Raw genomic sequence first — 19,546 nt, 5'->3', positions numbered from 1 at the left:
CGGACCGGGGCGCGAAGTGCAACCCTTCCGATGGCCTGAAGCGGAGCGCCTGGACAGGTCCGGGCGCGGTTCGGCACATGGCGCAGGCCGCTGCGGCGCGACGAAGAAGGGAACTCCATGGCGATCGTGATGGGCGCCGACCGCATCCTGGAGCGGATCGAGGCCCTCTGGGACGAGCTGAACGAGCTGGAGGACCGGCTGGCCGCGCGCTTCGGCGGCCCGCCCGAGACGACGGCTCGCCTCCTCGCCCTCGAACAGGCGGTGCGTGACCTGGGCGCGCGGCAGGAGGAGATCCTGGCCGGGACGGACCGGCTGCTGCGGCGGCAGGTGACCTACCTCGACGACGACGTCGCGCTGACCACCCTGGAGTCGGGTGAGCGCATCTACGCGGACCGGCGGGATGGCGGGATCGCCACGCACCTGCTGACCGCAGGGATGTGGGACCCGGCGCACCTGTCCCTGTTCCGCCGGCTGCTGCGTGCGGGGGACCGGGTGCTCGATATCGGCGCGAACCACGGCGTCTATGCGCTGGCGGCCGCCGCGGCCGTCGGCCCATCGGGCGAGGTCCATGCCTACGAGCCGAACCCGCGCCTCGCGGCCCTGGCCCGCCGGTCCGCCCTGATCAACGGCGCCGCGGGCTGGCTGCACGTCCACGAAGCGGCGGTGGCGGACGAGGCAGGCACGGGCGTGCTCGCCTTCGACGGCTCCTGGTCGGCCGCGGGCAACATCCGGAAGGGCCGTCCCGAGGCGGCCGGCCTGCCCGTCCCCGTCCTGGCCCTCGACGAGGTGTTCACCGATCCGAACCTCATCGTCCACGCGATCAAGCTGGACATCGAGGGTGGCGAGGGGCTGGCGCTGCACGGCATGCGCCGGCTGCTCGAGCGGTCGCCGGAGGTCCGGATCCTCGTGAATTTCGCGCCGTCGAAGCTGGCCGATGCCGGCACACCGGCCGAGGAGGTCGCGGCCATGCTCGCCGGCCTCGGCCTCACCCCCTCGGAGATCACGACGGAGGGAAGGCCGTCACCGGGCACCTGGGACGAGCTCCTCGCCGCGCCGGGCCGCATGGGGAAGATCCTCGTCGCCCGCGGGGAGGTCCTGGCCCTGTGACCGACCTCCTCGCCGTCATCGCCCGGGCCGCGCCGGACGCCGCGGACCGGATCGGCGCGCTGCGGCCAGCGCATCTGGGCGTGCTGACGCCACTGGTGGAGGCCGGGACCGTCCGGCTGGCCGTCCCCCTCCTCGACGACGCGGGGAGTTATCGCGGCAGCCTCATCGTGATCGAACCCGGGGCCGTCGAGGGCTACTTCGCGGCGGAGCCATTCAGGGCGATCTGGGTCTCGCACGAGGTCCGTCCCTTCCGGCTGGCCGGGTTGCCCTGGCCGCCCCTGCCCACCGGCCCCGTGCCGCCGGCGCCGACGCACGTGGTGCTGCTGGCCGGGGACGGGGCGGATGCGGAAGCGCCGGCCCGCCGGATGGGTGCGAGGCCGCGGCACTTCGCGCGGGTCGAGCGCTCCGCCGCCGACGGGATGCTGGCGCTCGGCGGAGCTTTCCTCGACGCGCCGGGCGGAGCGATGGTCGGGTCGCTTGCGGTCACCCGCCACGGGAGCATCGGGGAAGCCCAAGCCTGGTGGGCGGAGGACCCCTACCTTGCCGAGGGCGTCTGGCGCGACACGGAATGGTTTGCGACCCGCTTCGCCCCCCTGCCCTACCGCCCCCTGGCCTGACAGCGCCTACCCACGGTCGCCGACCAGGCTGTTGGCGATCCAGGACACGATCCAGATGACGACCGCGCCCCAGAAGGCCGCCCAGAAGCCGCGGACCTCCAGGCCCGGGATGAGCCACGCCGTGAGGCCGAGCATCATCGCGTTGATGACCAGCGTGAAGAGGCCGAGGGTCAGCACCGTCAGCGGCAGCGAGAGCAGGAAGATCACCGGCCGGATGAAGGCGTTGACCAGCCCGAAGACGACGGCGGCGATGATGAGCCAGCCCCAGCCGCGGATCGCGATTCCCGGGATCAGGGCCTGCGCCACGAGGAACGCGATGGCGGTGATGAGCGTGCGCGCGACGAAGCCCATGCGGTCCCCCTGGCTGGCCTCCTTGCCGGTGACGATGGTCGGGCAACGCCGCCCGGCGCGGACGGTTGCGGGAACGAGATGAGGCTGTCCAGCGCCAATCTGGCCGGCATCGGTGCGCTGCTGCTCTGGGCCTTCCTCGCGCTGCTGGCGCGGGGGCGGCGGGGTTGCCGCCCCTGCAGGTGACGGCGGTGGCCTTCGGGATCGCGGGCGCGGTGGGGCTGGGGGTGCTCGCGCTGCGCGGTCAGGTCGGGCTGCTGCGGCAGCCTGCGGTCGCCTGGGCGCACGGCGTCGGCGGGCTGTTCGGCTACCACGCGCTCTACTTCGCGGCGCTGGCCTGGGCGCCGGCGGTCGAGGCGAATCTCCTGAACTATCTCTGGCCGCTGATGATCGTGCTCCTCTCCGCACCGATTCTCGGCCTTCCGCTGGGGCCGCGTCGACTTGGTGGCGTCGTGCTGGGGGCGGCGGGATGCGCCCTTCTCGTCGGTCCCGGCGCGACCTTCCCGCCAGGGGCGGCGGCCGGGTTCCTCTGCGCGGCGGGGGCGGCGCTGACCTGGGCGGTCTATTCCGTGACGGCGAAGCGACTCTCGGCCGTGCCGACCGAGGCGGTGGCGGGGTTCTGCCTCGGCGCCGCGGCGCTGGCGGGGCTGGCGCACTTGGCCTTCGAGACGACGGTGCTGCCGGACCTGCGCGGCGCCGTGTCGCTGCTGCTGCTCGGCCTGGGGCCGGTCGGGGCGGCCTTCTTCCTATGGGATGTCGGGATGAAGCGCGGCGATCCGCGGCTGCTGGGGACGCTCGCCTATGCGGTGCCCGTCGCCTCGACGCTGCTGCTGCTGATCGCAGGGGAAGGCGCGGCGACGCCGCGCGTCGCGGTCGCGGCGGCGCTGGTCGTGGGCGGCGGCTGGCTCGCAGCCTCAGCGCGCGACGCGGTGCCGGAGGCGGCGCGGCCGTGACCCGTCGCGTCACCCTCATCGCGGCGCTGGACTATCCGGGCGAGGCGGAGTTCGCGGAGGACTGGATCGCCGCGAACCGGGCCCGGCTCTCCCACGTCTCGGCGCAGAAGGGCTGCGGCTGCTGCGTGCTGATCTGGGACATCGAGGGGCCGGACGCGGTCATCGCGACGCTCCCGCCCGACCTGGTGTCGGACCCCGGACGGCCGCGCTGGCGGGCGGATGGCGGGTAGCATGCGGCACCGTGGACGCGCCCGATCCGCCGCGCGATGAGGGCAGTGGAGGTCACGCCATGCCCGCCTATCGCCTGCACCACTGCCCGGAATCCGGCAATTCCTACAAGGTCGCGCTGACGCTGGCGTTGCTCGGGCAGGAGTGGGAGCCGGTCTGGACCGATTACTTCGGCGGCGAGACGCGCCGGCCCGAATGGCGCGCCGCGGTGAACGCGATGGGCGAGATCCCGGTGCTGGAGGACGGCGCGGACCGGCTGACCCAGTCCGGCGCCATCCTGCCGATGCTGGCCGAGCGCCACGGCGGCTTCGGCCCGGCCGATGAGCGGGGCCGGTGGGAGATCCTGCGCTGGCTGCTCTGGGACAACCACAAGCTCACGAGCTTCGTCGCGACCTATCGCTGGATGCGATGCTTCGCGCCGGACCACGACCCGGCCGTCGTCGCCTTCGTGCGGGGGCGGGCAGAGGGCGCGCTGGGCGTGCTGGAAGGGCATCTGGCAGGGCGCGCCTTCATCCTGGGGGAACGGCCGACGGTCGCCGATCTGTCGCTCTGCGCGTATCTGTCCTACCCCGGCGACGAGACCGGCTTCGACCTGCCGGCGACGCATCCGGCCATCGCGGGCTGGCTGTCGCGCATCGCGGCGCTGCCCGGGTGGCGGGCGCCCTACGACCTGCTGCCGGGACCACGCGCCGCGCGGTTGCGCTGATCCGTCACGGCGCTTTTCGCAGCAAGGCGCGCACGACTTCCGCGTGGCCCTGGTGCTTCGGGCCTTCGTCGAGAAGGACGGTTCCCTGCAGGCACTCGAGGATCTCGAGGCCGGCGAAGTGCTCGCGGACCAGGTCGGCGGTCCAGAGCAGGGCGGGATCGCGCGGGCCGCCGGAGCGACGGCCTTTCTGCGCGGGGCTGAAGCACTCCAGGACGAGGAGGCCACCGGGGGCCAGGGCGCGGCGGGCCGTCGCCGCGACCACGGCGCGGTCGGCGGGCGGGAGGTGGAGGAAGATCCAAGCGACGAGGTCGAAGGCCGCCGCCGGTGTCTCCCACCGCGTCAGGTCGGCGGTGACGAGGTCGGGCGCGACGCCGTGACGCACCGCGAGGGCGCGGGCCTTCGCGATTCCCGTCGTGGACCAGTCCACCGCCGTGACCGACAGGCCCTGACGCGCGAGCCAGACGCCGTTCCGGCCTTCTCCATCGGCCAGGGCCAGCGCGCGCATCCCCGGGCGGAGGCGGGGAAGGAGGGATTCGAGGTACCGGTTCGGCGCCTCCCCGAAGGCGAAGGCGCCCTCGGCATAGCGGGCGTCCCAGGCCGCGGCGTCGCTCACGGCGCGCGATCCGTCACGCGCCCGGCGGCTCCCAGCCGGGCGGGGCGAGCTTGAAGCCCTCGAAGCGGAAGGCGGGTGAGACGGTGCAGGCGACGAGCGTCCAGGCACCGAGGCTCTCCGCCGCCTGCCACGCGCCGGTCGGCACGAGGCCGAAGAGGGTCTCGCCCGCGCCGAGGTCGGGGCCGAGGCGGTGATCGGTGACGGTGCTGCCGTCCGCGATCCGCAGGCGCAGCGGGGCGCCGGCGTGCCAGTGCCAGGCCTCCGCCGCGTCCACGCGATGCCAGTGGCTGCGCTCGCCGGCCGCGAGGAGGAATAGGATAGAGGTCCCGGCGCCGCGGGACCCGTCGGCCGCCGCGTCGCGCCATGTCTCGCGGTAGTGCCCGCCCTCCGGATGCGGGGAGAGGCCGAGCGCGGCGGCGACGGCCGTGGCGGGCAGCGTGGCGTCGCGGAGGTCGGTCACGCCGGCGCCCGCGGTTCCGTCCGGGCGAGGGGCGGCAGTTGCGACACTTTCGCGAACCAGGCCGCGAGTTTCGGATGCGCCTCCCGCCAGGGCTCTTGCCCGAAGCGGAAGTCGAGGTAGCCGAGCGCGCAGGCCACGGCGATGACGCCGACGTCGTTCAGCCCGGCGGGCGGCGTCGCCTCCAGCAGCGCGAGGGCGCGGTCGATCGCGGCCTTCTGACGGTCCATGTTCGCGGTGCGCGCTGCCTCGGCCGGGCGCATCGCCTCCATCCGGCGCATGACCGCGGCATCGAGGATGCCATCGGCGAGCGCCTGCCAGGTGAGGACGCGGATTCGCGCTGCGTCGCGCGGCACGACGGGCGGCGCGGTGCCGATCGTGTCGAGGTATCCGACGATGACGCGGCTGTCGAAGATCGCGCGCCCGTCATCCGTGACGAGGCAGGGCACCTTGGAGAGCGGGTTCACCGCGAGGAGTTCGGGCGGGGAGGCGTGCGGGTTGGTCTCGACGGTCGGAAGGTCGATCCCCCGCAGGATGGCGCAGGCCATGACCTTGCGCACATACGGGGAAGCGGGGGACCAGTGGAGCAGCATGCGGGTGTCCTGCGGCGTCAGCCCCTGAAGTTGTCCTTCCCCGTGCGCCGGGCCGCAAGTTCCGCCACGTCACGCGCCCGCAGGAAGGGGTTGGTCGCGCGTTCCTGCGCCAGTGTCGTCGGCACCGTCGCCTTGCCCTCGGCCCGCAGGCGGCGAACCTCCTCGGCGCGGGCGCGCAGGGCCTCGTTGTCCGGCTCGACGGTCACGGCGAAGCGGGCGTTGCTCTCGGTGTATTCGTGCCCGCAGAGGATCAGCGTGTCCTCCGGCAGGGAGTTCAGGCGCCCCAGCGACCCGAACATCTCCTCCGCCGTGCCCTCCAGCAGCCGCCCGCAGCCGAGGGAGAAGAGCGTATCGCCGACAAGCGCGGCCTTCGCCTCGGACAGGTAGAGCGCGACGTGGCCGCGCGTGTGGCCCGGCGTGTCGATCACCGTGATGTAGCCCGTGCCGATCGGGACGACCTCGTCCACCGCGACGGCGAGGTCGAGGTGCGGCAGGCGGTGCGCGTCCTGCGCGGCGCCCATGACCTTCGCGCCGGTCGCCGCGACGACCTCGGCCACGCCGTTGATGTGGTCGGGGTGGTGGTGTGTCAGCAGCACCCAGTCCAGGCGGCCGGGTTCCGGCATGCCCTTCAGGGCGTCCAGGCAGGGTGCGGCCTCCCCGGGGTCGCAAAGGGCGACGGTGCCGTCCTTCTCGTCGCGCAGAAGCCAGGCGTAGTTGTCCGAGAGGTTGGGGACCGCCGTCACCGTCCAAGCCATCTTCGAATCTCCGGGGGTGAGTCCCTATATCGTGCGCATGAGGAACGAGGTCCACGGCGCGCGGGGTCACCTCACCGCGCCGAACCCCTGGGGATTGGAAGAATTCTACGCCTCCGCCCTGGGGCAGGTAACGCGCCGCGTCCTGCGCACCCGGCTGCGCGCCCTGTGGCCGGAGCTGGCTGGGCAGGACGTCCTGGGCCTCGGCCATGCCGGGCCGTACCTGCGGCTGTGGCGGCAGCGGGCCTGCCGGCTGGTCTCCGCGGCGCCGGCGCCGCTGGGCCCGATCGCGCCCTGGCCGCCGGATGGGCGCTGCGCCTCCGTGCTCGTGGAGGATGGGCGGCTACCCTTCGCCGACATGTCCTTCGACGCGGTGCTGATGGTGCATGGCCTGGAGGCGGCGGAGAACGTCCGGCGCGGCCTGCGCGAGGCCTGGCGCGTGCTGCGGCCGGAGGGGATGCTGCTGGCCGTCGTGCCGAACCGCCGGTCCATCTGGGCGCACCTGGAACGCACTCCCTTCGGGCACGGCCATCCCTACACGCCGGGGCAGTTGCACCGCCTGCTGGACCAGAACCAGTTTCAGGTGACGCGGCGCGAATCCGCGCTCTTCGTCCCGCCGGTCCGGATGCGGCCGCTGCTCCGGGGTGCGCGGGCCTGGGAAGCGGTGGGGCGGGCCCTCGCCCCGGAATTCTCCGGCGTGACGCTGATCGAGGCACGGAAGTCCGTCGCGGGCCTGATCCCGCCGCTGACCATCGCGTCCCGCCCTCGGCGGGCCCTGGTGCCCGCGGCCCGGCGCGCGCTGGCCTCGGCCGGGCCGCTCGTCGCTGCGGCGCGGGAGGGCGGGGAAGAAACACAGGCGCCCGAGCGCCCCGCGGGGAGTTGAACGGCCCCGTGCTGGTCGCCCCGGCCGTTCCGCGCAACATGCGGCCGCCCCGAGCGGGCGGCGGGACAGGGATGGATTGATGCGGAAGGGCCTGTCGCTCCTGGCCGCGGGGCTGGTCGCCCTGCCCCTCGCGCGACCCGTCACCCTCGTCCTCCCGGTCGGCCTGACCGCGGCCTTCGTCGCGGGTCAGGCGGAGGCGCAGCGGCGGTCGTCGGGCGGATATTCGCGGCCGTCCTATTCGGGGTCCCGGACGCCGTCCACCAGCAGCCGTCCCAGTGCGCCGCGCGCGCCGTCCGTCGGCGGGTCGGGGGGCTATTCGCGGCCCTCATCCGGCTCGCCTTCGGTCATTCCCGGTTTTGGCGGATCCGCGTCCGATCGCGGCTATGCGCGGCAAGGGTCGGGCGATGCGCTCCAACGCTACCGCGAGCGCGAGACGCCGCGCACGCCGTCCACGACCGCACCGGCCGGCCCGCTGCCGGGGCCCTCTGCCGGCGGGCCGCTCGGCTGGCCGACGGGGCGCGCGCAATCCGGCGGCGGGTGGAACACGAATGGCGGCTGGGGCAGCGGCTGGCAGCCCGCCCCCTATCGCGACGACTACTTCCGGCGCGGTGGCGGCTTCGGCTTCCCGGGCGGAGGCGTGCCGGGATCGGTCATTGCGGGGCCGAGGGGCTTCGGGGTGTGGGACGCGGCCTTCCTGTGGTTCCTGTTCTCCAACCTGAACCGGCCCGGCTCGACCGACTTCTTCCATAACCATCGCAGCGACCCCGCGATCCAGGACTGGCGCCGGCAGGTGGAACAGCAGGCGCAGTCTGACCCCGAGGTCCGGCGCCGGCTCGACGACCTGGATGCCGCGCTGCAGCAGCGCCGCAACGACCCGGTTGACCCGACCTACCTGCCGCCGGACGCGCCCCCGACGTCGCGACCGTGAAGCCCGACAGCGCGCGGACGCCGAGCCCGGCGCGGGCGTCTTCCGGCGGCAGCGGGCTTGGGCTGCTCGTGCCGATCGTGCTGCTGGTCGGCGGCGGGGCCGCCGTGTTCTGGATCGCACGGCGGCGGATGGCCGCGGCGACGCCGGGGGAAGCATAGGGGGGAAGCATGGCAAGCAGTCCCATCGGCACCGCGGCCGGGATGATCCGCGACAAGATCACCGGTGCGCCGCAGCGCGAGGCCGGGCGGCGCTACCGCGTCGGCATGACCGTGACGCTGGATCCCACGCCTTTCCTGCTGGCCGGCGACGCGCTGCGCGTGCCCGCGCCGCGGGAGGCGACGACGAGCGTGACGGAGGTCGGGCGCATCGGCGGCGACGGGCCGGGCGGCATGGTCCGGCTCTACACCTCCGGCGGCGGCTTCGTGCAGGTCGCGCTCGGGACGGGCGCGGAGGCGGAGGAGGCGCGCTACTTCGCGCCGATCGACGAGGTCACGCCGGCCTCCGAAGACGAGTGGGGCGCCTGGCTCGACCCGCGGGAGGGCATGATCGGCTTCCGCGAGTTCCAGACGAAGGACGGCAAGAACCACACGCGTGTCTGGCAGCCCGGGCCGGAGATGGTGCCGCCGCGCGTGCTGGAAGAGACGATCGAATCGGCCTCCGGCACCCGCACGGTCACGCACCGGTCGATGCTTTACGCGACGCCGACGCATCTCGGGGCCGGAGCTCCGGAGGCGGAGTTCGTCCTCGTCGAAATGACGGAGGAAGGGAGCAACGCCTCCGTGACGATCCACGCGGGCATCGCCCTCTCGCCCGCCTCGCTCTCCATCGTCTGACACAGCGGAACCGACCGACGCCATGAACGCCATCCTCGACGCGCTCTCCGCCGGGCTGCCCGTGCTGCTGCCGCAGTTCGCGCTGACGCTGGCGCTGCTGATGATCGGTGCGTCGCTCTACATGATCATCACCCCGTACAAGGAGCTGCCGCTGATCCGCGAGGGGAACGCCGCGGCGGGCGTGACCTTCGGGGGGACCATGGTCGCGTTGTCCTTGCCGCTGGCTGCGACACTCGCGACATCCCGGGCGATCCTCGACGTCCTGCTCTGGGGTATCGTGGCGATCGTGCTGCAGCTCATCGTCTTCTTCGTCGTCTCGATGCTGCTGCGCGGCATGCGCGGGCAGATCGAGGCGGGGAACGTCGCCGCGGCGACGCTGCTCGCCTGCATCCAGATCGCGGTCGCGATCCTCAACGCCGCCGCCATGGCGGGTTGATCCAATGCCAACACGGGAGAATGCCAGCATGTTCGCCTTCATCCGCAACCTCGTCGGCGTGAAGACCGACCAGGCCGCGAACGCGGCCATCGAAGCCATCGTCCGCTGGGACCCGCAGGGCGCCACGGAAGCCGAGCTCCGCACGATGGAGGAGCACCTGGACCGCCTCGGCCTCCAGGTCGCGCAGGCGCAGCAGGCCTTCGAGAAGGAGAAGCGCGAGGCCGACGCGATCCAGAGCCTGTCGCAGCAGCGGATGATGGCGGCGGAGCGGCTGCAGGCGCAGGCCGCGTCCGAGACCGACCCGTCGCGCAAGGCGGAGCTCGAGCGTTCGCTGACCACCCTCGTCAACATGCTCGAGGAGATGGCGGCCGACGTGGACCGCGAGAAGGCGGAAGCCGCGGACGCCGAGGAGTTCCTGACGGCACTGCGCCAGACCTACGACCAGGCGGGCCAGAAGCTGAAGGGCGCCCGGGCCGAGCTGAACAAGGCGCAGCGCGACATGGGCCGGGCGCAGCAGCAGCGGGAGATGGCGGAGCAACGCGCCAACGCGGCGCGGCAGGCAGCAGGGCTGTCGGGGGCGACGAGCAGCCTGTCCGTCGCGCTGAAGGCGATGCAGGACGCGGCGCAGAAGGACTTGGCCCAGGCCCAGGCGCAGAGTGCCAAGGCCAGGCTGCTGACGCCGAGCAAGCCGGAGCAGGATGACCCGAACATCGCCCGCGCGCTGGCCGAGGCGAAGGGCGCGGGCCCCGCGGCCACCTCCATCAGCGACCGGCTGTCGGCGCTGCGGACCCGGACGGGGACGCCCGCGACGCTGACCGGGCCGCGGTAACGCCGGGCCGGCGCGCGGCCGCCGCGCACCGCGCCCGTCCCTATGAGGATCGAAGCCATAACCCCCGCCGACGGAACCGTCGGCGGGGCTGTCGCGTTCGGGGACGGAACGGAACCGTCGGAGGACCCCGCCATGCCCCGCTTCGTCCCCTTCTGCCTGGCCCTTGCCGCCGTGACCGGCGGGCCGGCCCTCGCGCAGCAGGACGTGCCGCGCGTGCCGTCCACGGTGGAAATCCCGCGGGGCGTGCCGGGTGCGCCGATCGTCGTCACGCCTTCCCAGCCCGCGCCGGGCACGCTGCGGACGGAGAACGGGGTACCGGTGTACCGGGTGCCGGAGTCCTCCCGCTCGACCGAGACGGGGAACTACCGCGCGCCGAACCGCGACATTCCCGCGGGCTCCACGATCATCCTGCGCTGACGGGGCGGCCCAGGCGGCTGGCCCAGCGCCGGGTCGGGCGTTCGACCAGCCGGTGCAGGGCCAGCGCGGCGCCGAAGGACCAGAGGAGAGCGAGGGCCAGCGCGGCGGCGGGCGGCCAGCCCGCACGGATGGTCGCGCCCATGATGGCGAAGCCCGACACGCCGTGCACGACGTAGAGCGGGTAGGAGATGGCGGCGAGCCGTGACAGCACCGGGCCCACGCGCAGCCTGCGCCGCGCGAGGAAGGCGCCAAGGAACAGGACGGCGGCGAGCAGGTAGGACGGCACTTCCGGCAGCAGGCCCCCGGGCGGCCATAGGCCGGCCAGGACGCTGAAGGCCGCGAGCAGGGCCGCGATCAGCCATGGCGCCACGCGCGCCCATCGGTCGTAGCGCTCCGCGAGGTACAGCGCGGTCCCGATCGAGAGGAAGACGATCATCGTGGCGGCGAGGGAGAGGTTCATCAGCCCCTCCGGATCGTTCCTCGTCGTCAGGGCCAGGGCGAGGAGGCCTGCGCCGGCGGGCATCGCGAGCCAGGCGACAGACCCGCCGCGCAAGGCGGGCGCGATGGCGGCGGCGCAGAGGTAGAACAGGACCTCCACGTTCAGCGTCCAGACGATCCCGTCGAAGGTCGTCAGCCCCGACAGGCCCTGCGCGCCGGGGAGGAGGTTCGCGAGCATCTCCGCCGCCGTTCGCGGGAAGGTCGTCGCGAGCGCGGCGACGACCGCGGCCTGCAGTGCGTAGCCCGCCCAGTAGGTCGGCAGCAGGCGTGCCGCTCGTGCCGCCAGGAAGGCGCCGGCGCCGCGGTCCCGCAGCGCGAAGGGGATGACGTATCCGCTGATGAGGAAGAACAGCGCGACGCCGAGCGGGCCGGCGCGGATCGGGCCGAAGACGAGCGTCGCGAAGGCGTCGGTCCAGGCGGGCGGCGCGCGAAAGGCGTCGGGCTGGCCGGTCATGCCCGCGGCGAAGGGCTGGGCGTGCCAGTAGAGCGAGAGATGGTGGGACAGGAGGACGAGCAGGGCGGCCGGGCCGCGCAGGGCATCAGCGAAGGCGACGCGGTGTGGCGCCGCTTGGCCCCGGGGAGGCTCGGCCTTCCCGGCCCCCTCCGCCGGGGCGCCAACGGGCACCCCGGACCCCGCGGACTGGTTAACGTCCCCTGGCGATGGACGCCTCTTCGAGGCCCATCGCCAGGGGACGTTCGAAACAGATCGCGGGGCCAGGGAGCGCGTTCGCTCCCTGGTGGGTAGGTCTGGGAGGGCAGAGCCGCCCTTGCCGAACGGTGTTGCCGCCCATGCGCGCGGCCGAGGAGCGGTCATCCAAGGCTCATGCTTCCGGCGGTCGACGCCGACGTGGCGCACCACCCCCGGACGGCGACCGCTCCGGCCCGGGTGGGCCATAGGCGGCGAGAGCGCGCAGGATGCCGACGGCAAGGGGCAGTAGGATCTGGCCGAGTGCACCGACGAGGCGGAGAGCTTCGGCGCGCTCCACTGCGAAGGGGCCGCCGCCCCCTCGTTCCGCCGTGACGCCAAGGATCGGGTACGGCGTAGTCTCGAGCACCCGGCAGACAGCAACGAGGGTCGCGAGGTCGGGTTCTCGTACCCCGTTCGTGTAATTGGCATAGCGCGACTGGCTCAGCCCGGTGCGACGCGCAACCTCCGAGTCCGTCAGTCCGAGCTCGCGCGCACGGTCGCGCAAGCGCCTCGCCCAGGACGGCAGGTCGGGGTCGTCGGGCACGGGGCGGACCGTCTCCTGCCGTCCCGGCCATCGTAGCGCATGCGGGGGCTGGCGCGAGGGCTGGGGCAAGCGAGGCAGGAGCTCGCCCTGCAAACACGTAACGTGTTCTTTTTCGTCACGCATCGGCCCATGTCCCTCTCCATGCAACCTGCCCGGAGACGTACCTTGCTCCGCTCGCACCGCCCTTCCGATGCACCGCCCGTAGCGCCTCCAGAGCACCCCGACCGTTTGTCCCGGCTCCGGGCCGGGGCCGACCGATGCGGATCGGGGGGCAAGGGTGCGGCGGGTCCGACGGCGTTCGGGTCGGCCGCTACGTCATCCTCCATGACGGAGAAGGCACCCGCCACGCCCTATCGGCCACGACGGTCCAGGCGCTCTGCGAGGCCGACGAAGCGACCCTCCTCCTGCTTTCCGGCGGGCACCTCGTCCGGACCGAGCACCTGCCCCGGACGATCCTCGCATGGATCGAGCCTGGAGCGCGGCCGTGACGGCGCGCCTCCGGCGGGCCCCCGTCCCGACGATCGAGGCGTCGGACACCACGCCCGGCGCGGTGCATCCGCGCGATTCCGGCACGGCCCCCTGGGCGGGGGAGGCGGGGCGGCGTTCCTCCTCTTCGGGATCCGGTGCCTCGCGACGGGCCAGAGGTATGTCGGCCTCAGGACCAGCGCGTGGCACCCCGTTCAGGCGCCTCCTCCCCTACCGTCCGGGCCGGGCGGGGCCGCATCACGTCGCCACGCGACGGCGAAAGCGTCCTTCACTGTCCGGCGTGATGGCGGGCCACGCCCCGCGCGGGACGAGCGATGGCAGGTCGGCAATCGCCGCGGCCGCCTCGCGGGGTGGCAGGGCTCCGACGCCTGCGGTCGCGAGGCGGTCGGACATGAGCCACTCCCAGGCGAAGCGCCACGCGTCCTCGGCGGCGGCGTGCGTCGCGGGCGGGGCCCATCGGGCCAGCGACGGGCGAACGACACGCGGCTCCAGGCCGAGCGAGCGGTAACGGCCCGCCACCAGCGCACCGGCAGCGCTCTCCGACAGCGCCCATCGTGGCTCGCGGGCCCCGCTTCGTACAGCCGAGCGAGCCAGTCGGCATCCCAGCCGGATGCGCCGGTGTCCGTCGCGACGACACGGCCCTCCAATGCCGCGTCGAGGGCGTCGCAGGCGGCTGAGGCCGTCAGTCCCGACCGAGCCAGGTCGTCACGCACCAGGCCGTGGACGCGTTCCGCGGCAGGGTCCCAGGCCCCCTCGCGGCGCAACCAGTCGGGGTGCGGCCGGATGAGGATGCTGGAGAGCCGGATGCCGCCCAGAGGCAGCGGCTCGGCCCAGCCGACCTCGATTGGATAGGCCCCGCCGGTGATGCCGGACGACTCGACGTCGAGAAAGAGGGGCGGCTCGTTGGCGCTCATCCCGGGATGAGACTGCCGCTCCGGCGTGCCGTCCAGCAATGAGGCGCGCCCGGTGACCGCTTGCGCCACGAACGGGTGCGGAGCCCCGCGCCTCTGCCGTACGAGGGATCCGGTCCGGTCACACGCAGGCGCGGTCGGCGGCGCCTGCCTTCTCGTTCGCTTCGGCTATCCCGGTCGTCCCAGTACAGGGTGGGGTGGAGGCTGCTCGACGCCAATCTCGCCATAACACTGGCCCGGCGGCAGGCGGACGGAGCCTGCGTCATGGACGTGCTCGGGCGTGAGCCTTCGACCGTCAAGAATGACCTCAACGCGCGCATGCGCCTGCTGCACGGCGCGAAGATCACCAGGACCATCGAGGAGATCCCGCGCGCCTTTCCACCCCCACCGCTCCGGGCCCGCTACCGCCTGAACTCGGGCGACCGCACCGAGACACTTGTGGAACCGTACGTGGGGCGGACGGCCGAGATCCGCGCCTGGCCCGAGCTCATCGCCCGACCTGTACCAGCTGGAGGGCCTGCCACGGCACGACCAAGCCCGGAGCGTTGATGGCGCGGAGGGCGAGTGACGGGCGGAACCTGCACCGAGGCTTCCGCGATGATCAGGGTCTACGGGGACGGCGCCCGCAGGAGGTCGGCACTCGGCGATCTCACGCCAGAACCTGCGAACCGGCGCCTGGTGGACGACGCCCTCGTCGACCCGGACGGGGGAAGGGTCAGTCAGGATGGGGGATGGCAGGACGGACTCCTGCCGGTCTGCGCGGCATGCGCGCGATGAGTCGGATCTCCGTGCTCAACTCCTCCACGTCGAGCCAGGGGCGCATGTGGCAGACGGCCGCGGTCCTGCCGTCGGGAAGCGCCCTGAGCTGAAGGTTAATGCTGTGGAGCGGCTTGGGAATGAAACGTTCCTGCGCCGACGACCGGTCGCGGCCAGTAATGACGGATTGATCGTAGACGTATTCCGCCAGCCATCCCCGGAGGCACCCGGCCAGGGCCTCATCGTCCATCGAGCGAATGAACTCGGACGCCAGCACGCGCAGGGACTGCATGAACCGCCCCGTTCCCAGCACGAAAGGCAGCCTCGCCGCGATTGCCGCATTCTGGCTCGCGTCGGGCCGGTCGTACTGCCGCGGCTCGTGGACCATGCCGACACTCGGGAAGAAGGATTCGCCCGAAGCGGACACCGAAAGGGTGATCAACCCCGCTCGCGAGGCCGCCAGCTCCTGGCGGTCGGTCATGCGGGAATACGGGTTCGCGCCCTGGCCTCGTGCGCGGGCCAGGCCCGGCGACCAGCCATCCGGACGGAGGGACCGGACGCGGGTGAACCAGCCCGAGCGCGCATCCTCGTGCATCAACCGCGCGGCGAACACCCAAGCCGGGTTCATGGGCGGCGTCGCCCCATCCTCCTCCTCGAAGGCGAAGCCCGCCGCCTTAGGTTCAGCGGGCCCATAGGCCTCGCGCGCCGCGACGGGTGGCATGAGAACGCCCAGGTATTGGCTTCCGGGGAAGAGGGCGCGCAGCTCGCGCCAGGCGTCGCCTGCCTGGCCGCTCGCGACGACCCGGATCTCCGTATCGGCCCGCAGGTCCTCCCAAACCTCGAGGCCGACCAAGGAAGCCGCGGCGTTCGTCAGGGCGACCGCGTGACAATCGGCCGCGAGCCGGGCGAGGGCTACGAGGCATCGCACCTCTTCCGGATCGGCGCCGAAGGACCAGTCCACCACCAGTACGCTCGCCGGATACTCGGCCGGCCTCCGGCCCTCCCCATCCAGCTCGAACGGCAAGGTACAGAAGCGGGTGAACAGCGCGGATCCGGCAGTCAGGTCGGCAGTGACCTGATCCCGGGTGGCGTCGATGACGCAGACCCGGCGGGCAACGCCCGTCGTGCTGTGCAAGACGAGGAACCACAGGCCTCGCCACGTCGCCTCCAGCGCGACGAAGCGCGGATGGTGCACGATCGGCGTCATGGCTTCGGTCAAGCCCGCATCGAGAGTGCGGATGAGCCGCTCCAATTCGGCCAGGGGGTCCTGGCCAGCCGCTTGCGACGTGACGAACAGCTGACGGACCGCCGGGAGGACGTCCTCCTGCGCGGCGGAGTCCTGCCCGAATCTAGCCCGTGCGACCAAGTCATGCAGGAAGCTCACTCCCTCGGCGCCTCCGAGCCCGTCCGCCGCCCGGAGCACGGCCGAGCGCCGTGTCACGTCGTGCAAGGCTTCGGCGACTGCGTCCCGCAGGCCCGGCTCCTCACCCAGCACGCTCCGAAGCCGCGAGAGAGCGCGCCGGAGCCGCAGCGCCGGTCTGAGCGACGGAAGCTGCTCGGCGACGCGGTGCGGCGCGAAGTCCTCGATCCCGGCGAAACGCAGTTCGGCCACCCCGCCGTCAGGAAGAGCAGGCCCGACCAAGCGTAGCTGCGGGGCAAGTTCGCGCATGACGTCGCCGAAGCTGTCGTGATCGACCTCGATGGGGGAGCATGGAGCGAGCGATCCCTGCCGACCTGATCCGCCGTCCGCGGACAGGTCGGCGAGGACGGCAACGACGAAGGGCAATTGGCCCCGCGTGGCGGGCGATCCGGCAGCGAGCGGAAACTGGATGTTCAGGCGCGGCCCTCGCGCCGGGTCCAGCCTCTCGTCGGCGCTCGTCATCTCCTGGCTCCTGATCGAGGCGGGCGAGCACCCTGCCGGTCGGACGGCCCTCGCGCAGCGCCCGACGCTGCGCGGTTCAGGTAGCACTATCGCGGACGCTGCGTGAGGAATTAGCCATGATGTCACGCCTGCTCCTGACCCCTGACGAAGCGGGCAGACCGGCGCGCGGGGGCGCATGGTTCCACGGCCTGATCGTGCGACGCGAGATCGCGGTCAGGACGTCTCGGGGTGGTAACGTATGCGCCGTCGGGGCGCTCTCCCTCCCGGGTCAGGCCGCGGCGTTACCCAATTGGCCCGGGGCTCCATCGCGTCGGCGCGCGGGACCGACGCGACCCTTGGCGGGCTGATCGGCCTTGCCCAACGACCTTTGGTCGCAACGGCAGGCGGGTGGGATGGCACGTCATGGCTCGTCTCGGGTCTGCGAACCAACCACGCGTCCGCATCATAGCACTGGCCGCGATCGCGATACTGGCCGCATGCACGCAGGACCCTCAGTATGGAGTTGGAGTTGACCCGGCTCCGTGGTTCTTTCGCATTTTGTGTGGAGATTGTGGTCGACACGGTCCCGCTGCCCTGATTCAGGGTGGGGATGATCACGTCCACCGCTCTTCCAGGCTGCCTCATCGAGCGCTTGGAGCGCGGCCCTGCCGGCCTAGTCGTCGTCGCTCGTGCGCGACGGGAGCGGTGTCGCTGTCCCTCCTGCGGCAACCCAGGTTCCGCGGTTCACAGCCGCTACGTCCGGCACCCGTCGGACCTGCCAAGCTTTGGAGAGGCAACGCGTCTGCAGATCGAGGTCCGGCGGTTCTACTGCCACCACCGATCCTGCCCGCGCCGCACCTTCGTCGAGCCGCTGCCGCGGTTCCTGCCCCACCGGGCGCGGCGGGGAGCCGCCTTCTGGGGCAACTCGGCATGCCGGCGAGCGGGGACACCGTGTTGCGTCTCCTGCGCCGCCTCCCCGTGCCGAAGCCTCCAACGCCCCGGGTGCTCGGCGTCGATGATTGGGCGTTGCGCAAGGGGGGGACCTACGGGACCATCCTCGTCGACCTGGAGCGGCGGCGCGTCGTCGATCTTCTGCCGGACCGGCGCGCCGCGACACTGGCCGGCTGGCTCCGGCGGCACCGCGGCGTGCGGACCGTCGCCCGCGACCGCTCGACCGCGTATGCCCGCGGCATCGCGCTCGGGGCGCCGCGGGCGCGGCAGGTCGCCGACCGCTGGCACCTGCTGTTGAACGTGCGGCAGATGGCCGAGCGCTGGCTCGCCGGGGCGCACGGTCGCCTCCGGCGTCTGCCGCCCATTGCCCATCACCGCCCCTCGCCGGCGCGGCGCGCGGCCTTCCCGTGCAGCCGAGGCGAGCGTGCGGCCGGCCCGGGTGCGTGTCGAAGCGCCGTGGAGCGGAGCCGGAGGATGGCCCTCTACGAGGAGGTTCGGCGCCGCCATGCCGCCGGCGAGCCTCTGCTGGCCATCAGCCGCCGCATGGGGCTGGCCCGCGGGACGGTGCGGAAATACGCCGGGGCCGGAAGCTTCCCCGAGCGCGGTGCGGGGCGCCGGACCCAGCCTGCTGAACCCCTGTATCGCCCACCTCGAGGCGAGGCTCGCCGATGGCTGTGAGAACGCGATGGTGCTCTGGCGCGAACTGCGGGGCCTCGGCTACCCCGGTACGCCACCCCGGTACGCCGAAGCAGGTGCACCGATGGCTGAGCCCGCGGCGCAGCAGGCCGTCGAAGTTTGGGCCGGGGCGCGGAGGTGTCGTCGAGGTCGGACGGGCTGCCGACGGCGAGCGCACGCCGTCGCTGCCCTCACCAAGGCAACTCGCCTGGTATCTCATGCGGCCACGTGACCGGCTTAGCGCGGAACCGGCTTAGCGCGGAGGAGAACGCCGACGGCGAGCGCATCGGGCAGGATGCGGCTGCCGCCACCGTCTCAGCGCTCGTCCGCCGTCTCGCCGATCTCGTGCGGGACCGGAGCCTCAGCGCGGTGGCACCGTGCCGTGCGCCGCTTACGGCGCTCAAGGGCTGGCTCAGGGATGCGCGGCGCAGCAGTCAAGGCCGCTCTCACCACGCACCGGAGCAACGGACACCGAGGGGCAGGTGAACAAACTAAAGCTGCTGAAGCGACAAACCTTCGGTCGCGCGAGCTTCGTTCTGCTCCGCCGCCGTGTGCTCCTCGCTACCTGATCCACACAAAACGCGGAACAACCACGAAAGCGGGTCAATCCCAATCCCAGTCGCGACGCCGCCGCATCGCGCTCGCGGGCCGCCGCGCGCCGCAGGGCCGCCGCGTCCAACTCCGTCCGCGTCACCGCCACCGCGTCCGTCATCGCGCCCTCCATCCACCAACAGAGAGAGAGCGGATCACCAACCCGGCCGTGCCGTAACCCCTCGCAAGTCAGCCACCACGGCCGAGCGTGTCAGGGGCGGACGGCCCTGGGCTACCGGCCACCCGCCCCGGCGACGCTGCAGATCGGCCACGTTCCTCAGGTCCCGGGCTTAGGCCCAGGAGGAGCAGCACCAGCCCACACATGGCCCCTCCACTGAAATCAGGCCCGAGCCACTTCGGGGAGGCTGGTCACGACCATACCGCCGGGTACCGCGCCGCCCCGCGTCGCGCTCTACGCTCGTTACCCGTGGGGACTGCAGCGCAACACTTCCAGTGAGGATCGGGCCCGGGTCTGCCGCGAGCGCGCCGAGCGCGATGGGTGGAGCGTCACCCAAGTGTTCACCGACCGTACGCTCGACGGTCTGTGGATATGCAGGCCCGCCTCTCCTCGCTTGGTGCGCGGCGCGAGGTGCTGCGTCGTGACCTCACCGGGTCGCCCGCGCCGACGCCGAGGCTCCATCCCAATCTCGCGACCGTCTACCGGGACCGAGTGGCCGAACTCGAGGCGGCCCTCACGTCGGGTGCTGCGCCGGACGCGCTCGAGGTTGCGCGTGCCCTGGTCGACTACGTCGTCGTCCAGCCCCCGACCGGGCCGGGCAGTCCACTCGGCATCGACGTCGTGAGCGAGCTCACGGGTATGCTCGGTGTTGCGGGCGCCCTTGCGAAAGGAGGCGTTGAGGTTGCGGCGCCAGCCATGTTCGCGCG

23 protein-coding genes and 1 pseudogene are annotated in these 19,546 nt (G+C 72.7%); 15 read left to right on the top strand and 9 right to left on the bottom strand.

The window, feature by feature from the left end:
• The first annotated feature begins 117 nt into the window (after positions 1-117).
• A complete protein-coding gene (locus ACE7GA_RS13065) occupies positions 118-1,107 on the top strand; it encodes an FkbM family methyltransferase (protein WP_376100035.1) in 990 nt (329 codons plus the stop codon).
• Complete coding sequence (locus ACE7GA_RS13060; protein ID WP_376100033.1) at positions 1,104-1,724, top strand: YciI family protein; 621 nt, start codon at positions 1,104-1,106, stop codon at positions 1,722-1,724. The genes ACE7GA_RS13065 and ACE7GA_RS13060 overlap by 4 nt, the downstream gene beginning before the upstream one ends.
• 6 nt (positions 1,725-1,730) lie before the next feature.
• Here the strand turns inward: ACE7GA_RS13060 and ACE7GA_RS13055 are convergent, their stop codons facing one another.
• Positions 1,731-2,075 (bottom strand): phage holin family protein, encoded by a 345-nt coding sequence (locus ACE7GA_RS13055; RefSeq protein WP_376100031.1) that lies wholly within the window; start codon positions 2,073-2,075, stop codon positions 1,731-1,733.
• 164 nt (positions 2,076-2,239) lie between these two features.
• Between ACE7GA_RS13055 and ACE7GA_RS13050 the strand changes: the two genes are divergently transcribed.
• From ACE7GA_RS13050 to ACE7GA_RS13040, 3 genes are read left to right on the top strand one after another with little or no spacing between them, the layout of a single operon-like run.
• Positions 2,240-3,025 carry a DMT family transporter gene (locus ACE7GA_RS13050; RefSeq protein WP_376100029.1) on the top strand — a complete coding sequence of 262 codons (786 nt, stop codon included), beginning with the start codon at positions 2,240-2,242 and terminating at the stop codon, positions 3,023-3,025.
• A complete protein-coding gene (locus ACE7GA_RS13045) occupies positions 3,022-3,255 on the top strand; it encodes a hypothetical protein (protein ID WP_376100027.1) in 234 nt (77 codons plus the stop codon). The genes ACE7GA_RS13050 and ACE7GA_RS13045 overlap by 4 nt, the downstream gene beginning before the upstream one ends.
• A 59-nt stretch (positions 3,256-3,314) precedes the next feature.
• Positions 3,315-3,959 carry a glutathione S-transferase family protein gene (locus ACE7GA_RS13040; RefSeq protein WP_376100025.1) on the top strand — a complete coding sequence of 215 codons (645 nt, stop codon included), beginning with the start codon at positions 3,315-3,317 and terminating at the stop codon, positions 3,957-3,959.
• Between the two features lie 4 nt (positions 3,960-3,963).
• On the opposite strand, the gene ACE7GA_RS13035 is transcribed toward ACE7GA_RS13040, so the two are convergent.
• Genes ACE7GA_RS13035 through gloB form a run of 4 tightly spaced genes read right to left on the bottom strand, consistent with a single transcriptional unit; the run spans position 3,964 to position 6,377 of the window.
• Positions 3,964-4,572: an SAM-dependent methyltransferase gene (locus ACE7GA_RS13035; RefSeq protein ID WP_376100023.1), complete on the bottom strand. Its 609-nt coding sequence runs from the start codon at positions 4,570-4,572 to the stop codon at positions 3,964-3,966.
• A 13-nt stretch (positions 4,573-4,585) separates the two neighbouring features.
• Positions 4,586-5,032 carry a cupin domain-containing protein gene (locus tag ACE7GA_RS13030; protein WP_376100021.1) on the bottom strand — a complete coding sequence of 149 codons (447 nt, stop codon included), beginning with the start codon at positions 5,030-5,032 and terminating at the stop codon, positions 4,586-4,588.
• A complete protein-coding gene (locus ACE7GA_RS13025; protein WP_376100019.1) occupies positions 5,029-5,622 on the bottom strand; it encodes a glutathione S-transferase N-terminal domain-containing protein in 594 nt (197 codons plus the stop codon). The genes ACE7GA_RS13030 and ACE7GA_RS13025 overlap by 4 nt, the downstream gene beginning before the upstream one ends.
• A 17-nt stretch (positions 5,623-5,639) precedes the next feature.
• Positions 5,640-6,377: a hydroxyacylglutathione hydrolase gene (gene gloB, locus ACE7GA_RS13020; RefSeq protein WP_376100017.1), complete on the bottom strand. Its 738-nt coding sequence runs from the start codon at positions 6,375-6,377 to the stop codon at positions 5,640-5,642.
• Positions 6,378-6,414: 37 nt separating this feature from the next.
• Between gloB and ACE7GA_RS13015 the strand changes: the two genes are divergently transcribed.
• The 7 genes from ACE7GA_RS13015 to ACE7GA_RS12985 all read left to right on the top strand — a co-directional run bounded on the left by ACE7GA_RS13015 (position 6,415) and on the right by ACE7GA_RS12985 (position 10,700).
• Positions 6,415-7,257 (top strand): class I SAM-dependent methyltransferase, encoded by an 843-nt coding sequence (locus tag ACE7GA_RS13015; protein ID WP_376100015.1) that lies wholly within the window; start codon positions 6,415-6,417, stop codon positions 7,255-7,257.
• A 79-nt stretch (positions 7,258-7,336) separates the two neighbouring features.
• Entirely contained in the window at positions 7,337-8,185 is an 849-nt protein-coding gene (locus tag ACE7GA_RS13010) for a hypothetical protein (RefSeq protein ID WP_376100013.1), read from the top strand.
• Positions 8,182-8,343: a hypothetical protein gene (locus tag ACE7GA_RS13005; protein ID WP_376100011.1), complete on the top strand. Its 162-nt coding sequence runs from the start codon at positions 8,182-8,184 to the stop codon at positions 8,341-8,343. The genes ACE7GA_RS13010 and ACE7GA_RS13005 overlap by 4 nt, the downstream gene beginning before the upstream one ends.
• Positions 8,344-8,352: 9 nt before the next feature.
• On the top strand, positions 8,353-9,018 hold the full coding sequence (locus tag ACE7GA_RS13000) for a DUF2491 family protein (protein WP_376100009.1): 666 nt from the start codon (positions 8,353-8,355) through the stop codon (positions 9,016-9,018).
• Positions 9,019-9,040: 22 nt separating this feature from the next.
• Positions 9,041-9,454: a DUF350 domain-containing protein gene (locus ACE7GA_RS12995; protein WP_376100007.1), complete on the top strand. Its 414-nt coding sequence runs from the start codon at positions 9,041-9,043 to the stop codon at positions 9,452-9,454.
• A gap of 28 nt (positions 9,455-9,482) precedes the next feature.
• Positions 9,483-10,283: a hypothetical protein gene (locus tag ACE7GA_RS12990; RefSeq protein WP_376100005.1), complete on the top strand. Its 801-nt coding sequence runs from the start codon at positions 9,483-9,485 to the stop codon at positions 10,281-10,283.
• A gap of 132 nt (positions 10,284-10,415) precedes the next feature.
• Positions 10,416-10,700, top strand: a complete 285-nt coding sequence (locus ACE7GA_RS12985; protein ID WP_376100003.1) for a hypothetical protein — start codon at positions 10,416-10,418, stop codon at positions 10,698-10,700.
• Here ACE7GA_RS12985 and ACE7GA_RS12980 read toward each other — a convergent pair.
• Both ACE7GA_RS12980 and ACE7GA_RS12975 read right to left on the bottom strand, forming a co-directional pair.
• Positions 10,687-11,823 (bottom strand): acyltransferase family protein, encoded by a 1,137-nt coding sequence (locus ACE7GA_RS12980; protein ID WP_376100001.1) that lies wholly within the window; start codon positions 11,821-11,823, stop codon positions 10,687-10,689. The genes ACE7GA_RS12985 and ACE7GA_RS12980 overlap by 14 nt on opposite strands.
• 196 nt (positions 11,824-12,019) lie before the next feature.
• Positions 12,020-12,430 carry a helix-turn-helix domain-containing protein gene (locus tag ACE7GA_RS12975; protein ID WP_376099999.1) on the bottom strand — a complete coding sequence of 137 codons (411 nt, stop codon included), beginning with the start codon at positions 12,428-12,430 and terminating at the stop codon, positions 12,020-12,022.
• Between the two features lie 257 nt (positions 12,431-12,687).
• Between ACE7GA_RS12975 and ACE7GA_RS12970 the strand changes: the two genes are divergently transcribed.
• Positions 12,688-12,918: a hypothetical protein gene (locus ACE7GA_RS12970; RefSeq protein WP_376099997.1), complete on the top strand. Its 231-nt coding sequence runs from the start codon at positions 12,688-12,690 to the stop codon at positions 12,916-12,918.
• A 235-nt stretch (positions 12,919-13,153) separates the two neighbouring features.
• On the opposite strand, the gene ACE7GA_RS12965 is transcribed toward ACE7GA_RS12970, so the two are convergent.
• A complete protein-coding gene (locus ACE7GA_RS12965; RefSeq protein WP_376099995.1) occupies positions 13,154-13,435 on the bottom strand; it encodes a hypothetical protein in 282 nt (93 codons plus the stop codon).
• A gap of 656 nt (positions 13,436-14,091) precedes the next feature.
• On the opposite strand from ACE7GA_RS12965, the gene ACE7GA_RS12960 reads away from it, so the two are divergent.
• Entirely contained in the window at positions 14,092-14,376 is a 285-nt protein-coding gene (locus ACE7GA_RS12960) for a hypothetical protein (RefSeq protein WP_376099993.1), read from the top strand.
• A gap of 166 nt (positions 14,377-14,542) precedes the next feature.
• Here the strand turns inward: ACE7GA_RS12960 and ACE7GA_RS12955 are convergent, their stop codons facing one another.
• On the bottom strand, positions 14,543-16,465 hold the full coding sequence (locus ACE7GA_RS12955) for a type VI secretion system contractile sheath domain-containing protein (RefSeq protein ID WP_376099991.1): 1,923 nt from the start codon (positions 16,463-16,465) through the stop codon (positions 14,543-14,545).
• Positions 16,466-17,054: 589 nt separating this feature from the next.
• On the opposite strand from ACE7GA_RS12955, the pseudogene ACE7GA_RS12950 reads away from it, so the two are divergent.
• A pseudogene (locus ACE7GA_RS12950) lies at positions 17,055-18,639 on the top strand (ISL3 family transposase).
• The last annotated feature ends 907 nt before the right edge of the window (positions 18,640-19,546 follow it).

The organism is Roseomonas sp. CCTCC AB2023176, from assembly GCF_042259275.1.
In the GTDB taxonomy this organism is placed as follows: Bacteria; Pseudomonadota; Alphaproteobacteria; order Acetobacterales; family Acetobacteraceae; genus Roseomonas.
Note: the sequence above shows the minus strand (reverse complement) of the source record. Positions and strands in the feature narration are given on the sequence as shown.